General features: G+C 41.5%; 15 protein-coding genes. 8 read left to right on the forward strand and 7 right to left on the reverse strand.

Annotated features, from left to right (window positions below; translation table 11 throughout):
- Positions 1-6: 6 nt before the first annotated feature.
- The 3 genes from ABXZ32_RS04645 to ABXZ32_RS04655 form a co-directional block, all read right to left on the reverse strand.
- Positions 7-1,134, reverse strand: a complete 1,128-nt coding sequence (locus ABXZ32_RS04645) for a DUF819 family protein (RefSeq protein ID WP_354617505.1) — start codon at positions 1,132-1,134, stop codon at positions 7-9.
- A gap of 38 nt (positions 1,135-1,172) precedes the next feature.
- Positions 1,173-1,844, reverse strand: a complete 672-nt coding sequence (rsmI, locus tag ABXZ32_RS04650) for a 16S rRNA (cytidine(1402)-2'-O)-methyltransferase (RefSeq protein WP_354617506.1) — start codon at positions 1,842-1,844, stop codon at positions 1,173-1,175.
- An 85-nt stretch (positions 1,845-1,929) separates the two neighbouring features.
- Positions 1,930-2,625, reverse strand: coding sequence for a hypothetical protein (locus tag ABXZ32_RS04655; protein WP_354617507.1), 696 nt, complete (start codon positions 2,623-2,625; stop codon positions 1,930-1,932).
- 184 nt (positions 2,626-2,809) lie between these two features.
- Between ABXZ32_RS04655 and ABXZ32_RS04660 the strand changes: the two genes are divergently transcribed.
- From ABXZ32_RS04660 to ABXZ32_RS04680, 5 genes are all read left to right on the forward strand, one after another.
- Positions 2,810-3,457, forward strand: coding sequence for a thymidine kinase (locus ABXZ32_RS04660; RefSeq protein ID WP_354617508.1), 648 nt, complete (start codon positions 2,810-2,812; stop codon positions 3,455-3,457).
- Positions 3,450-4,559 carry an alanine racemase gene (alr, locus tag ABXZ32_RS04665; protein WP_354617509.1) on the forward strand — a complete coding sequence of 370 codons (1,110 nt, stop codon included), beginning with the start codon at positions 3,450-3,452 and terminating at the stop codon, positions 4,557-4,559. The genes ABXZ32_RS04660 and alr overlap by 8 nt, the downstream gene beginning before the upstream one ends.
- Positions 4,560-4,632: 73 nt before the next feature.
- On the forward strand, positions 4,633-5,055 hold the full coding sequence (gene mscL, locus ABXZ32_RS04670) for a large conductance mechanosensitive channel protein MscL (RefSeq protein WP_354617510.1): 423 nt from the start codon (positions 4,633-4,635) through the stop codon (positions 5,053-5,055).
- Between the two features lie 144 nt (positions 5,056-5,199).
- A complete protein-coding gene (locus tag ABXZ32_RS04675; protein WP_354617511.1) occupies positions 5,200-5,739 on the forward strand; it encodes a GNAT family N-acetyltransferase in 540 nt (179 codons plus the stop codon).
- A 94-nt stretch (positions 5,740-5,833) separates the two neighbouring features.
- Positions 5,834-6,823 carry an aspartate-semialdehyde dehydrogenase gene (locus ABXZ32_RS04680; protein WP_354617512.1) on the forward strand — a complete coding sequence of 330 codons (990 nt, stop codon included), beginning with the start codon at positions 5,834-5,836 and terminating at the stop codon, positions 6,821-6,823.
- Between the two features lie 83 nt (positions 6,824-6,906).
- Here the strand turns inward: ABXZ32_RS04680 and ABXZ32_RS04685 are convergent, their stop codons facing one another.
- The gene (locus ABXZ32_RS04685; RefSeq protein ID WP_354617513.1) at positions 6,907-8,157 is read right to left on the reverse strand and encodes a S8 family serine peptidase; all 1,251 of its coding nucleotides are present in this window, start codon (positions 8,155-8,157) and stop codon (positions 6,907-6,909) included.
- Between the two features lie 281 nt (positions 8,158-8,438).
- Here ABXZ32_RS04685 and ABXZ32_RS04690 point away from each other — a divergent pair, with 281 nt between their 5' ends.
- From ABXZ32_RS04690 to arfB, 3 genes are all read left to right on the forward strand, one after another.
- Positions 8,439-10,595 (forward strand): prolyl oligopeptidase family serine peptidase, encoded by a 2,157-nt coding sequence (locus ABXZ32_RS04690; RefSeq protein ID WP_354617514.1) that lies wholly within the window; start codon positions 8,439-8,441, stop codon positions 10,593-10,595.
- Positions 10,596-10,688: 93 nt separating this feature from the next.
- Entirely contained in the window at positions 10,689-11,663 is a 975-nt protein-coding gene (locus ABXZ32_RS04695; protein WP_354617515.1) for an ABC transporter ATP-binding protein, read from the forward strand.
- A 5-nt stretch (positions 11,664-11,668) separates the two neighbouring features.
- Complete coding sequence (arfB, locus tag ABXZ32_RS04700) at positions 11,669-12,073, forward strand: alternative ribosome rescue aminoacyl-tRNA hydrolase ArfB (protein WP_354617516.1); 405 nt, start codon at positions 11,669-11,671, stop codon at positions 12,071-12,073.
- 15 nt (positions 12,074-12,088) lie between these two features.
- Here the strand turns inward: arfB and ABXZ32_RS04705 are convergent, their stop codons facing one another.
- From ABXZ32_RS04705 to accC, 3 genes are all read right to left on the reverse strand, one after another.
- Positions 12,089-12,547, reverse strand: a complete 459-nt coding sequence (locus ABXZ32_RS04705) for a 3-oxoacyl-ACP synthase (protein WP_354617517.1) — start codon at positions 12,545-12,547, stop codon at positions 12,089-12,091.
- 14 nt (positions 12,548-12,561) lie between these two features.
- Entirely contained in the window at positions 12,562-13,674 is a 1,113-nt protein-coding gene (locus ABXZ32_RS04710; RefSeq protein ID WP_354617518.1) for an NAD(P)/FAD-dependent oxidoreductase, read from the reverse strand.
- A 143-nt stretch (positions 13,675-13,817) separates the two neighbouring features.
- Entirely contained in the window at positions 13,818-15,170 is a 1,353-nt protein-coding gene (gene accC / locus ABXZ32_RS04715) for an acetyl-CoA carboxylase biotin carboxylase subunit (protein WP_354617519.1), read from the reverse strand.
- Positions 15,171-15,245: the final 75 nt, after the last annotated feature.

The following is a 15,245-nucleotide window of genomic DNA, read 5'->3' on the forward strand; positions in this document are numbered from 1 at the left end:
GAAAGCTTATTGAACTAAGAATTCCAGTAAAAAAATCGTCAGCATCCCCCAAAATGTACCAGTTGCCATACTGAGTATGGCCAGGACTATGGCGTGGGGCATCCATTTTTTATTATAGGCCGCAGTGACTGCCGGGGCCGTGGCAATACCGCCTACATTGGCCATACTGGCAATAGGAACCCATGCCATGTTTAGGTTCAACGCCTTTGCCAAGCCCATCATGAACACAAAATGACCCAATAACCAAACCACCAAAAATCCGAGGAACTGGGTGTCAAAACCAAGGGTCTTTATTTGTAATTTAAGGCCCAGGATGGCCATTACCACCAAAATAAGAACCCCACCAGCCCTTAATGCAAATCTAAAATTCCAGGACGGCAATACATTGCCCAATAGCAGCCCCAAAACAGAGAGCACCACTATCTTAACCACAAAAAGGGAAAACATCCAATTACAGAGAACCACAAATATTAACATCAAACACCCGCACCAAAAAGGCGGCAAAACCTTCCTTTCTTCGGTTCTGATCGTTTCAGGGAGGGCGACGTCTGAAATTTTAAACAAGGAATTTAAATACCTGCTTTTTTTAATGCATTGGAACATCAGAATGGTCCAAATATTCACCAAAACGGTATCCATGACCAAAACGGAAAGGAAAATATTTTCAGGACATTCAACCAATTCCTTTAATACCAGCTGACTGGTACTACCTCCGATCCAACTACCTACGATAGGCGGAATACCTTTCCAGTATCCTTCTTGAACCAAGGTATTGGTAATTAAATTTGTCTCGGAAAATCCCACCATCAAAAGCACAGGGAAGGTGGCTATGACCAAAGATCCAGAAACGAACAGCGCAATAGGCTTCCACCCGATGGACTTCAATTGTCCTAGGGACAAACTGCTCATCACGGCAATAATGGCAAGGGGTATAAAAAAATATTTGCTGTAATTATGAATAGTTGCCTGGGAAAAATCGGCACTTAGGATCACCGAAATCAGGGCGGGAATGACATAGGCAAGCAAGATGGCCGGGACCCAGTCAAAAAGGGATTTAATATGCTTATTTTCCCATCGATCAAGAAAATAAACCGCTACCACGGTGAACAAGGAAATGAGCCAGGGTGTAATCATTGCCCTCAATGTAGCACATTCCTCTCAATTTTGGGGAACTAATTTTTCCCTCCAACCACGATTACAATCTCTCCCTTTGGGGGCTTGTTGGTATAATGGGCCAAAACTTCTGTTGCTGTTCCCCGGACGGTTTCTTCATACATTTTTGTAAGCTCCCTAGAAACGGAAACTGGTCTTTCCGATCCAAAATATTCCACAATATTGGTCAGGGTTTTGATCAATTTATGTGGCGACTCATAAAAGATGATGGTTCTGGTCTCTTCTGCCAACAATAATAGGCGGGTCTGTCTTCCTTTTTTCACCGGTAGAAAGCCCTCAAAGATAAATTTATCATTGGGAAGGCCACTGTTTACCAAAGCAGGAACAAAGGCCGTGGCGCCAGGAAGGCAATCAACTTCAATTCCATTTTCCACACAGGCCCTTGTCAAAAGAAATCCAGGATCCGAGATGGCCGGGGTCCCGGCATCGGAAATAAGGGCCATGGTTTCCCCTGCTTGCATCCTTTTCACCAAGGCATCCACCGTTTTGTGCTCATTGTGCATGTGATGGCTTTGCATTGGAGTCCCTATGGAATAGTGATGCAGTAATTTGCCACTGGTTCTGGTGTCTTCGGCCAAGATCAAATCTACCTCCTTAAGGATTCTCAACGCTCTAAGTGTGATGTCTTCCAAATTGCCAATTGGCGTAGGAACTATATATAATTTACCCATGTGGTCATGTAAAGGCTCAAAAATAGGCAGCCGAAAATTGTTAACCCAATTTTCGGCTGCGGTATTTAATGATATTCAATATTTTTTATGAAAACCTGCGCTCGATCAATCCCATAAATCGTGCGGCATATTGCTCTTTCCCCTCCCAGTTATTATAATCTGGCTTTACCATGTTGACTATAAAGGCAATGGACCGCTCTTCTGAGGCAATGGTATTTAATTGGGATATTACCCTATTATAGTCTTCTGTACTACCATTGAACAAATGCTTTACAAATGCCAAACGGTCATTAAGATCTACTTTTATCTCTTTTGCTGTTTTGCTCTGGGCAGTCGGCTGTACGGGAGCAGTAAATTCTGGAATAGGCTGTTCCTTTTTTGGTGGCTCAAATAGCTCCTTATCGTTCTTGGCATAGTTGGGCTGTGCCATAAATTCTGCCAAAACCTCATCTATCCCTTTCCCGTTGGGCATTTCCGAGACCATGTCCTTAATGGTATCTATCCCCGGAATGATTATATCTTCCTGATGTGGGTTGCTTTCTGGAACTTTGGAATTTGCTTCCATTACAGCAGTGGCCATTTTCTCAAATTTTGCTGCTATGGCATTTTTTGAAACATCTACTTCTACATCGGTTAACCTCTCGTCTATAAATTTAAGTACCGCCAATTTTTCATATAGTCCCCTAGCTGCTTCATACATATCGGAAATATTGCTCAAGTCCCTAGAGGTAATAATATCTGTGGATATGCGAACCAATTCTTCTTTAAGTTTTCTTTTCATCTTTCTTTTTTTTAATATCCGTGAACACCTGAATAAATCCTTGTTTATCAACCCTATAATAAAGCGTTTTACGCTTATTTACAACTTTTTTTGGCAACTAACCTCAAAGGCGTAATTTTTTAATAATTTTATGGTTCTATAAAATAGGAACGAAAAACACATTACTTTCGTCTAAAATTACAAAATGTTTCTCGAAAATACTGTTAACCACAAAGAACAATTCGGCTGGATAGAAGTTATCTGCGGCTCCATGTTCTCAGGCAAGACCGAGGAACTGATCAGGAGGCTTAAACGCGCGCAATTCGCAAAACAAAAAGTAGAGATCTTTAAACCCATTGTGGATACCCGATACCACGAGGATATGGTGGTCTCACACGATGCCAATGAAATAAGATCTACTCCAGTACCGGCAGCAGCAAACATCCGACTTTTGGCCGATGGATGCGATGTGGTTGGTATTGACGAAGCTCAGTTTTTTGATGATGAAATTGTATCGGTATGTAACGATTTGGCGAATAAAGGGGTGCGGGTGTTGGTTGCTGGGTTGGATATGGACTTCAAAGGAAACCCTTTTGGACCCATGCCGGCTTTAATGGCAACCGCAGAATATGTGACTAAAGTACATGCTATCTGTACCAGAACCGGAAATTTGGCGAACTATAGTTTTAGGAAATCTACCGACGATAAATTGGTTCTTCTTGGGGAAACGGATGAGTATGAGCCTTTGAGCAGGGCCGCCTACTTTAAGGCAATGCTTAAGGAAAGGGTTCGGAATATAGAGGTTAAAGAGGAAGAAGAAATAAAGCAGGATAAAAAAAGGTCGGATGCCTAAAGCCACAGAAACGGTCCTAGAAATAGACCTAAGCGCCCTAGAACACAATTATCATTATCTAAGGTCCAAAATTAAACCTTCCACAAAATTTCTGGGTGTCGTTAAGGCTTTTGCCTATGGCAATGACTCAGTGAGGGTGGCACAGAAGCTGGAAAGTTTGGGAGTTGATTATTTTGCCGTGGCCTATGCCAAAGAAGGAGTGGTTTTGCGAGATGCGGGAATTACATCCCCCATTTTGGTATTGCACCCCCTTCCTTCAGGTTTTGATAGTATCATTGAACGATGTTTGGAACCTAGCATCTATTCAGAATATATTTTGGACGCCTTTTTGGAGACTGCCAAAAGGCATGGCCAAAAAGACTATCCCATCCATCTGAAATTCAATACAGGTCTTAACCGTTTGGGTTTTAAAAAAGATCAGGTTCCTCAGCTCATAGATAAGTTGACCCCTAGAAAGGAAGTGAAAGTAGTCTCCATTTTTTCCCATTTGGCCGCTACAGAGGACAAGAATGAGCGAGAATTTACGATGGGGCAGATCAATACGTTTAAGGAAATTATCCTGGAAGTTGAAGAACGATTGGGATACAGACCCAAATGCCATATTTTGAATACTTCCGGGATTATCAACTATCCCGAGGCCCAATTTGATATGGTGCGCAGTGGAATTGGCCTTTATGGCTATGGAAATGAGGCGAGGGTTGATGCAGAACTTCGCCCTATTGCGACCTTGAAAACAATCATTTCACAACTCCATGTTTTAGAAGCCAATGAAAGCGTTGGCTATAATAGAGCCTATAAAGTAGGTTCAAAAAAAGTTACCGCGACCTTACCTCTCGGCCATGCTGATGGCATAGGCAGACCCTATGGAAATGGAAAGGGTCAGGTCCTTATCAATGGCAAAATGGCGCCCATACTTGGGAACGTTTGTATGGATATGATCATGGTAGACGCCACCGGCATTGATTGTAAGGAAGGGGACGAGGTGATTATTTTTGGACCACAGACTTCCGCTGAAAAGATGGCAAATAGAGCCAATACTATTTCCTATGAATTGCTTACCGGGATCTCCCAGCGCGTAAAGCGTGTTTTCCTGGATGGCTGATATCTTCAAAGTTTTGTGACCTCCAGTATTTTTGGTTACATTAGTCAGATATCAACCATTAAACTATAATTACATGGGCTTTTTTAAAGATTTTAAATCCTTTCTGATGAAAGGTGACATTGTTAGCTTGGCAACGGCCGTTGTTATTGGAGCTGCATTCAGCAAAGTTGTCAATTCCGCAGTGAATGACATTCTTATGCCAGTAATAGGGATATTTACTGGTGGAACCGACTTTACACAAAAATTCATCGCCTTGGACGGGGAGAGCTACGAAAGCTTAGCTGCGGCACAAGAAGCAGGTGCAGCGGTAATGACCTATGGAAATTTAGTACAGGCCGTGATCAATTTCGTCATCGTTGGTTTGTTCATTTACCTATTCTTAAAGGCTTATGAGAACACCAAAAAGAAAGAAGAAGCAGCAGCACCTGCAAAACCGGCAGGACCAAGTCAGGAACAACTTCTTATGGAAATAAGGGATTTGCTAGCTAAAAAATAATTAAAATATACATCTATACCCTATAAGGGGTATTGGATGTACCGCTACACTACTGTAGTTTAACTAAAGCCACCTAAAGCGTTTCGCAGACGCTATAGGTGGTTATTTTTTTAAATTCTATTTTTGCAACTTTCGCCATTATTTATGATCCAAGTTTCAAAAGAAGTCGCCCTCAAGCCCATCCAACTGGAAGATCAAGGGGTGTTATTGGAAGTGATTCGAAAAATTTACCTTCCGGTGTACCGTCATTTATGGACGGACAACGGGGCGTTTTATTTTGAAAAAAATTATAGCATAGCCAACCTGAAGCAAGAGCTGGCCGAAAAAGGATCAGTTTATTATTTTATCCACTATAAAACCAAGATTATTGGGATTCTTCGAATCCAATTCGGCAAGGAGTGTGTTGACTTTCCTGGGGAGGCTGCTACCAAGTTGCACCGGATTTATTTGGATCCCGAGGTTCACGGATTGGGAATTGGCCAACTTTTACTGGATTGGACCATTGAACAGAGTAAGGCGCACCAAAGTTCCCTTTTATGGTTGGAAGCAATGGACACCCAAAAACAATCCCTTCAGTTTTATCAAAAAAATCATTTTCAAATTTCTGGTAGCTTCAACCTGGAAGTGCCCAATATCATTGAAAAATGGCAAGGGATGCACACTATGTTCTTACGATTGTTGTAAATATAACTTTTTGTTATATTTTGATTATTCTTCTCTATAATAATTGTCCAATCTTATACTTTAAGTACATTTGTCCCCATAAAATTAATACACAATGAAAGTAGCTGTTGTTGGTGCCACAGGCATGGTTGGGGAGGTAATGCTTAATCTTTTAAAAGAGCGCAATTTCCCTATAACTGAATTATTATTGGTAGCCTCTGAAAGATCTGTAGGCAAAAAACTGGCCTTTAACGGAAAGGATTATACCATTATAGGGTTGAGCGATGCTGTTACGGCAAAACCGGACATTGCCATATTTTCAGCAGGAGGGGATACCTCCTTGGAATGGGCCCCAAAATTCGCAGAGGTCGGTACTACGGTCATTGACAACTCCTCTGCATGGCGCATGGACCCAACCAAGAAATTGATAGTTCCCGAAATAAATGCCCATGAATTGACCAAGGAAGACAAGATAATAGCCAATCCCAACTGTTCCACCATACAAATGGTCATGGTTTTGGCGCCTTTGCATAAAAAATACAAAATGAAAAGGGTAGTTGTTTCTACCTACCAATCGGTTTCGGGTACAGGTTTAAAAGCTGTACAGCAATTGGAAAATGAAATAGCAGGGATACAGGGTGAAATGGCTTATCCTTATCCTATTGGCAGAAATGCTCTTCCACATTGCGATGTATTCTTGGAGAACGGCTATACCAAAGAAGAAATGAAATTGGCCAGGGAACCCCAAAAAATATTTAACGACAAATCTTTTTCAGTAACGGCCACGGCAGTAAGAATACCAACCGCAGGTGGACATTCAGAATCTGTGAACGTGGAGTTTGAAAATGATTTTGAACTTGCGGAAGTTCGAAAAATACTGAGTGAAACCCCAGGGGTGGTAGTGCAGGACAACACAGATACCAACACCTATCCCATGCCTATTTACGCCCATGGAAAAGACGATGTTTTTGTTGGCCGTATCCGAAGGGATGAGACCCAACGCAATTCTTTGAATATGTGGATTGTGGCAGACAACCTTAGAAAGGGAGCTGCTACCAATGCTATCCAAATTGGGGAGTACCTAATTGAAAATGAGTTGATTTAAATTAACTAAACAAAAAAGTTGATATAATTAGAAAGGGGGGCAAATGCCCCCCTTTTCTGTTGTAAAATTTAATGATTAATGTGTTATTGTTGGATCCAATGTATAATTATAGGATCCGGATTGCCATCAGGATCCCCGTTTACGGTTCCATCGATACTATCACTACCCAAAAGTAATACCCCTGCTGCATGTGGCGCAGCCATAGAAGTACCACTGATGGTATTGTAGCCTCCATCTTTCCAGGTAGACTTAACGGCCACTCCAGGCGCACAATAATCTACAGGAGGGTTTCCAAAGTTTGAAAAACTTGCCCAATTATCTCCATTGCTCATTGCGGAAATTGTATAAATATTATTCCCATTTACCCTTGCAGGAGAATGGTTGTTAGCATTATCTCCATCATTACCTGCAGCCAAAACAAATTTAATCCCACCTTGAGCTGCCGCAGATACTGCATCATCAACGGCTTGGGATGTAGGGCCACCCAAACTCATGTTGGCCACATCACCACCACTTCCATTTTCTAACACATGATTAATCCCTGCAATTACTCCGGAATAAGAGCCACTCCCCCTACTATCCAATACTTTCACAGGGACTACCTTGGCCCCGGAAGCGACCCCAATTACTCCTATTTCATTGTCAATTGCCGCGATAGTACCTGCTACATGGGAGCCGTGCCCGTTCCCATCATCCAAAGACCTGGCATCTTTTCCCGAAGTAAAGGCGTTAAATCCTCTTTCAGCATCAACAATTAAATCTGGGTGGTCCAAATCAATTCCTGTGTCCAAGATCCATGCGACATTATTTCCGGTATATGAGACACCTCCTTTAACTCGAGCTATTCCCCATGGTGTCTCCTGTGCAGCAGATCCTCCACCGCCGTTCCCTGGGCCTTTGCCCGGAGGCGGAGCCAAGGTGATCATTTGGTCTTTTTCTATATACGCAATTCTCTTATCTGTTTTTAGTCGAGCCACATCATCACTGCTAAGTTTTGTAGCCACCCCATTGAATACCTTACTATAACTGTTACTGATTTCAAATGTGCCTACTTTATTTTCAATAAACATTTTCTCGGCCGCTGATTGTACCGCAAGACGGGCAGCTTTATGGTCGTTCCCAAATTTAGCCCCAATATCACCTGTTACTTTTTGGTTAAAGACAATAATATAACTGCCTTCAATAGTTTGACTTGATTGGGAGACCATTAATTCTTCGGTTTCCAGTTGCCCATTTTCAATTTCAATAAATTGATCCTCCTGGTTGGAACAGGAAGTGATTACTAATGCCAAGGTAAAACCTAAGACAGCGCCTTTTAAAATACGTTTCTTCATAATTAATTGGTTATTGGTTTTTTCTAAAAATATATATTTTTTGTTAATTTTTTAACTTTTGTTAACACAATTGTTGTATTGTTTACTATTTACTGACATCTGTCAAACATTTGTTGCGAAAACAACCGCAATGCACAGAAAAAATATTCAATTCAGTGCCAACTAAATTATAGCATGAAGCAAATCCTCACATTCAATTTGAAATAGTGTTAAAACATTTATAATGCTTCAGTCTAAAAGTTTTTTATTGGTATTTTTAGCTGACCAAGCAATTAAAAACTATGAAAAAAACATTTTTACTCCTCGCGACAGCATCACTCTTTGTCGCCTGCGAAACCACTCCTAAAAAAGAAAAAATTTCCGTGAATTACCCTCCCACTAAAAAAGTAGATACCGTCAACACCTATTTTGGAACTGAAGTTCAAGATCCCTACCGTTGGCTGGAGGACGATAGAAGTGCTGAGACAGAAACTTGGGTGAAAGCCCAGAATACGGCCACTTTTGGATATTTGGAAAAAATTCCCTTCCGTCAAGACTTAAAAAATCGGTTGGAAAAATTATGGAACTATGAAAAATTGGGGTCTCCGTTTAATGAGGGGGATTATACCTATTTCTATAAAAATGACGGCCTGCAGAACCAATATGTGGTATACCGCAAAAAAGGAGAAGGGGAGGCCGAGATATTCTTGGATCCCAATACCTTCTCTGAAGATGGCACCACCTCTTTGGCCGGCTTAAATTTTACAAAGGACGGCTCTTTGGCCGCTTATTCCATCTCCGAAGGGGGTAGTGATTGGCGAAAGGTAATCGTCATGAATGCCGTGACCAAGGAAATAGTTGAGGACACCCTGGTAGACATCAAATTTAGCGGAGTCTCTTGGAAAGGAAATGAAGGGTTTTACTATTCCAGTTATGATAAACCCAAGGGTAGTGAACTCTCGGCAAAAACCGATCAGCACAAACTTTATTACCATAAACTGGGAACCCCCCAAAAAAATGACCTATTAATTTATGGCGGTACCCCGGAAGAAAAGCATAGATATGTCAGCGGTGGCGTAACAGAGGATCAGCGCTATTTGTTCATTTATCCAAGGACCTCTACTTCTGGCAATAAATTATTGATGAAGGACCTTACAAAGCCTAATAGCAAAATTAGTACGATTTTGGACAACACGGACACTGATAGTTATGTCATAGAAAATGTGGGATCCAAATTGTATATCATGACCAATATGGACGCTCCCAACCAAAAGATTGTGACAGTGGATGCCTCAAATCCAATGCCCAAAAATTGGAAAGATTTTATCCCAGAAGCTGAAAACGTTCTTAGCCCTAGCACTGGAGGCGGCTATTTCTTCGCCGAATATATGGTAGATGCCATTTCCAAAGTGTACCAATACGACTATAATGGCAAAATGATCCGTGAAGTAAAACTTCCAGGATTGGGAAGTGCCAGTGGTTTTGGCGGCAAAAAAGAAGACAAGGAATTTTACTTTTCCTTTACCAATTACAATACGCCCGGATCATCCTACAAGTACAATGTTGAAACAGGGGAATACACACAATATTGGAAACCAGAAATCGATTTTAATCCCAACGACTATGAATCCAAGCAAGTGTTTTATAACTCTAAGGATGGCACCAAAGTTCCCATGATCATCACCTATAAGAAGGGATTGGAACTCAATGGAAAGAAGCCGACTATTTTATATGGTTATGGCGGATTTAATGTGAGCCTTACCCCTTCTTTCAGCATTGTCAATGCTGTTTGGATGGAGCAAGGAGGCGTTTATGCTGTTCCCAACCTACGGGGAGGTGGGGAATATGGTAAAAAATGGCATGATGCAGGTATCAAGACCAAAAAACAAAATGTTTTTGATGATTTTATTGCTGCTGCAGAATACCTTATCGAGAACAAATATACCTCTTCAGATTATTTGGCGATAAGGGGTGGATCCAATGGCGGTTTATTGGTAGGGGCTACCATGACCCAGCGTCCAGATCTAATGAAAGTAGCCTTGCCAGCAGTTGGTGTACTCGATATGTTAAGGTATCACACCTTTACTTCTGGTGCCGGGTGGGCCTATGATTACGGCACTTCAGAAGATGATAAGGAAATGTTTGAATACCTCAAAGGGTATTCTCCAGTACACAATGTAAAAAAAGGGACCTCTTATCCGGCCACCTTGGTCACAACCGGTGACCACGATGATAGAGTGGTCCCTGCACATAGCTTTAAATTTGCAGCGGAATTACAGGAAAAACAAAGCGGGGACAATCCAACCTTAATCCGCATTGAGACCAATGCAGGCCATGGTGCAGGAACCCCAGTAAGCAAGACCATAGAGCAATACGCAGATATTTATGGCTTTACCCTTTACAATATGGGTTTTGAACAATTGCCCAACCAAGCTGTTTTAAAGGAGTTTAAAGACTAATGATCCTTTCTTAATTATTTAAAATCCGTTCCCTCTGGGAGCGGATTTTTATTACCATTTAATCTTAATCTGTTTTTTAAGTAATTTTGCACCATGCTAAACGTTAATTCCATATCCTTTGGGTACACCGAAAAAATGGTGTTAAAAGACCTAAACTTTACAGTCGGAAAAGGGGAGCACCTTTCCATTATTGGCGAGAGTGGGTGCGGTAAAAGTACTTTGTTGAAACTTGTTTACGGCCTACTTCAGCCCGCTGACGGGACCATTTCATGGAACGACAAACAGGTGCTTGGACCCGATTTCAACCTGGTTCCAGGGGAGAAATATATGAAATATCTTTCGCAGGATTTTGACTTAATGCCTTACACTACCGTTGAAGAGAACGTGAGTAAATTCCTTTCTGTTTTTTACCCTGAGGAATTGCAAGAGCGTACAGAGCAACTTCTGGAAATGATAGAAATGGAAGATTTTGCCAAGACCAAAGTCCAGTTTTTGAGCGGTGGGCAACAACAGCGCGTGGCCTTGGCCCGCGTATTGGCTCAAGAACCGGAAATATTATTGCTCGATGAACCTTTTGGCCATATCGACAACTTTAGGACCAACAGTTTTAGAAAAAATCTCTTCAATTATTTAAAGCGGAAAGGAATTACATGTTTGGTGGCGACGCATGATATGGACGATGTTCTGCCCTATGCCGATCAATTGATCGTTCTGAAGGATCAAGAAATACTGGCCCACGGCACTCCTAAAAACATATACAGACACCCCAAGGATTTATATACGGCATCACTATTCGGAGAGGTCAACGTAGTACCTATCCAATTGTTGAAACAGTACGCCAAAATCAACAAATCCATTTTGGTCTACCCCCATGAATTTCAGATTTCCGAAAAATCAGGATTACGGGTACGTGTTAAGAAGTCCTTTTTTAAAGGGAGCCATTACCTGCACGAAGGGTTAACAGATGACGGGGAAACACTGTCCTTTACTTCTAGGGAAAGTTTGAAACCGGAAACAAAGATCTATTTAAATGTGGCCTTAGAAACCATTAACGCAAGAATAGCATAGTCAATTTGGACAAAGAACGCATTTTACAGGAATTGGAATTTAAGGCGGTAAGGAGCAGTGGTGCGGGAGGACAGCATGTGAACAAGGTATCTTCCAAGGTGGAACTTTATTTTGATGTAGCAGCTTCCAAGGCGCTATCAGAAAATGAGAAAGAGCGGATCTACACCAAAATTGGAAATAGGCTCACCAAAGAAAATGTACTGATTCTATATTCTGATACGAGCCGAAGTCAGCACAAGAACAAGGAATTGGTCATTCAGAAATTTTTGGACCTTATAAGAAGTGCCTTAACGGTAGCTAAAAAAAGACGAAAGACCAAGCCTAAAAGGTCCGCCGTAGAAAAGCGTTTGAAATCGAAGTTAAAAAAAGCGCAGAAGAAAAGCTTAAGGGGCAAGCCCAAATTGGACTAAGGCCCAATCAACTACCTAAAGGATTGCTGTAATACGTATTTCCTTACCATTGAATTCTATGGTTTCATTTTCGGTTTTTCCCAACAATAATTTCCCTATTGGGGTATTGGGTGCGATGGCATAATAAACCTTCTCATCAATGCGGACCTCTCCTGCACTTATAGCCAAGTAATAGCTATTTGTGTTGGTCGTCACCAAACTGCCCAAAGAAACCGTTGTAGATTGCCCTGAGAGGGGCACACGCCGGAACAACTCTTGTACTTTCTGAATTTCGGATAATTGTACCCCCAATTTTTCTCGTTCCAATTGGATCATGGCACGCCCTGTTTCATGCTTGTCACCCGCACTGCTCTTGGTCTCGGAACCGAGGGCTTCTTGTATCTCCTGAATATTCTTTTGAATACGCCCCAATCTATTATGTATATAATCTTGGCAATGGTCGTATAACTGTTGTTTTAACGGATCTATTCCCATAGGTGCTCTATTACTTAAACTAGTTCTGCAAGTTCTTTGCCGATGAGGCTTCCGATAGCTATCCCCATGCCTCCCAAACGAACCCCACAGGAAACATTTTCTGAGATTTGCTTGATGATGGGCCTCTTTTGGGTTCCCATGCCCATAATGCCACTCCATCGATGGTCCACTTCAAATGGGGTATTAGGCAATATGATATGTTTTAGGATATCTTCCAACTTATTTTGTATCAATTGGGTCTCCCCAAAAGCCATGGTTTCTTCCCCTTTAAAATCCAAGTTGCGTCCCCCTCCAAACAAAATCCTGTCCTCAATGTTCCTAAAATAGTAATACCCTTCATCCAAATGGAAGGTCCCTATGACCTTTAAGTTTTCAATGGGCTTGGTAACGAGTACTTGTGCTCGGGCAGGCTGCACATCTTCTTTTATCAATTGGGAGGCAAAGCCGTTGGTGGCTACCAATAACTTCCCCGTCTTAAACTCAAACTGGTTCGTTTTTACCACAACATGCCCTTTTGTGTCTTCCAAAGCTTCAACCTGAATGGAATTTAAGATGACCACGCCGGCATTTTGGACCTTTTGCAATAAGGTAGACATCATCTTGCCCGTGTCTATTTGGGACTCAAAAGTATTGGTAATGTACTGTTGCTGTATGCCCTTGAAATTAAATGTATTGGGGTGGGCCCGGAAGCCGTCCTCACCAAAAACCGGAGCAAGTAATTGATTGACCAAGCCAATATTTCCCAAACAATTTTGATACAATTCGGTATGGGCCTCCATAAATACCTCATGCCCACCGTGATTTTGGAAATCCATATTGGCATCACCAATATTTTGTCGCAATAATTGTACTCCGTCCCAACGTTTTTTCACGAGTTGCAGCACCTCTTCCTCGGTATGCTGTTTTAGATCTGCCAATATCTCAGAGATACTTCCAAAGCAAGCAAACCCAGCATTTTTGGTGCTGGCCCCTTGGGGTAGAATCCCTTTTTCCAAGACCAATATCTTTGCATTTGGGAAACGTTTTTTAAGATGAAGAGCGCAGTTAAGACCAACAATACCACTTCCCACAATGGTATAATCTATATTGGACAACCATGTTTTATATTCCCAGTAACTTAAATTCACGTGAAGTTATTTTTTATGGTCATAAAAATAAGGGATATCCTTTTAGTAAGAACTATTTAAATAGTCTAAAGCTTGTCTGAAGCCCTCGTAATAGTGTAAATAAATTGCATAAAAAAACTCCGGCATTGGCCGGAGTTTTTGTCTTATTCTTCTGGTTGTGGATCCATGACCCAACTTTCCATGAATTTGGTGGTATAGTTCCCAGCCAAATAATCCGGATGGTCCATTAACTGTCTGTGGAAAGGAATGGTCGTTTTTATTCCTTCAATCACAAACTCGTCCAAAGCACGCTTCATCTTATTGATGGCTTCCTCTCTCGTCTGGGCCGTTGTAATAAGCTTAGCGATCATGGAATCGTAATTTGGCGGTATTGTATACCCGCTGTACACATGGGTGTCCAAACGGATCCCATGTCCTCCAGGCGTATGCAATGTTGTGATTTTTCCCGGAGATGGTCTGAAACCATTATAGGGATCCTCGGCATTGATACGGCACTCAATGGAATGTAACTTAGGTGTATAATTCTTTCCTGAAATTGGCACTCCTGCGGCAACCAATATTTGTTCACGGATCAAATCATAATCTATGACCTGTTCTGTAATTGGATGCTCAACCTGAATACGGGTATTCATCTCCATAAAATAGAAATTCCTATGCTTGTCTACCAAAAATTCGATAGTACCTGCACCTTCGTATTTTATAAATTCGGCAGCTTTTACCGCGGCCTTACCCATATCATCCCTCAATTTATCTGTCATAAAAGGAGATGGGGTCTCTTCGGTAAGCTTTTGATGACGTCTCTGGATGGAACAATCCCTTTCTGAAAGGTGACAGGCCTTGCCATACTGATCACCAACGATCTGTATTTCGATATGCCTAGGCTCCTCTATCAATTTTTCCATGTACATAGCCCCATTTCCAAAGGCAGCCGAAGCTTCTTGGACGGCACTATTGTACAATTTTTCCATTTCCTCCTCTTTCCAAACAGCTCGCATACCCTTACCTCCACCACCAGCGGTAGCTTTGATCATAACTGGGTACCCTACAACTTTGGCTACTTTTTTGGCATCTTCAACTGATTTTAAAAGCCCCTTTGAACCAGGTACAATAGGAACTCCAGCTTTTTCCATGGTTTCTTTGGCCGTAGCCTTATCTCCCATTTTATCGATCTGATCCCCAGATGCGCCAATAAATTTAATATCGTGCTCTGCACAGATTCTTGAAAACTTGGAATTTTCAGAAAGGAAACCATACCCAGGATGAATAGCATCTGCATTGGTAATTTCTGCCGCTGCGATGATATTTGGTATTTTTAAATAAGATTCGCTACTGGGGGCCGGGCCGATACAAACAGCTTCATCCGCAAACCTCACATGTAAGCTCTCTTCATCTGCCTTGGAATAAACGGCAACTGTTTTTATTCCCATTTCCTTACAGGTCCTGATAATACGCAGTGCTATTTCACCCCTATTGGCAATAAGTATTTTTTTAAACATCTCTTGAAGTTTTAAATTTTGAATTCTAAATTTTAAATGATTTTAAATGACCAAAAAAATTTGTCATTCAAAATT

The organism is Sediminicola luteus (assembly GCF_040566555.1).
Classification (GTDB): Bacteria; Bacteroidota; Bacteroidia; order Flavobacteriales; family Flavobacteriaceae; genus Sediminicola.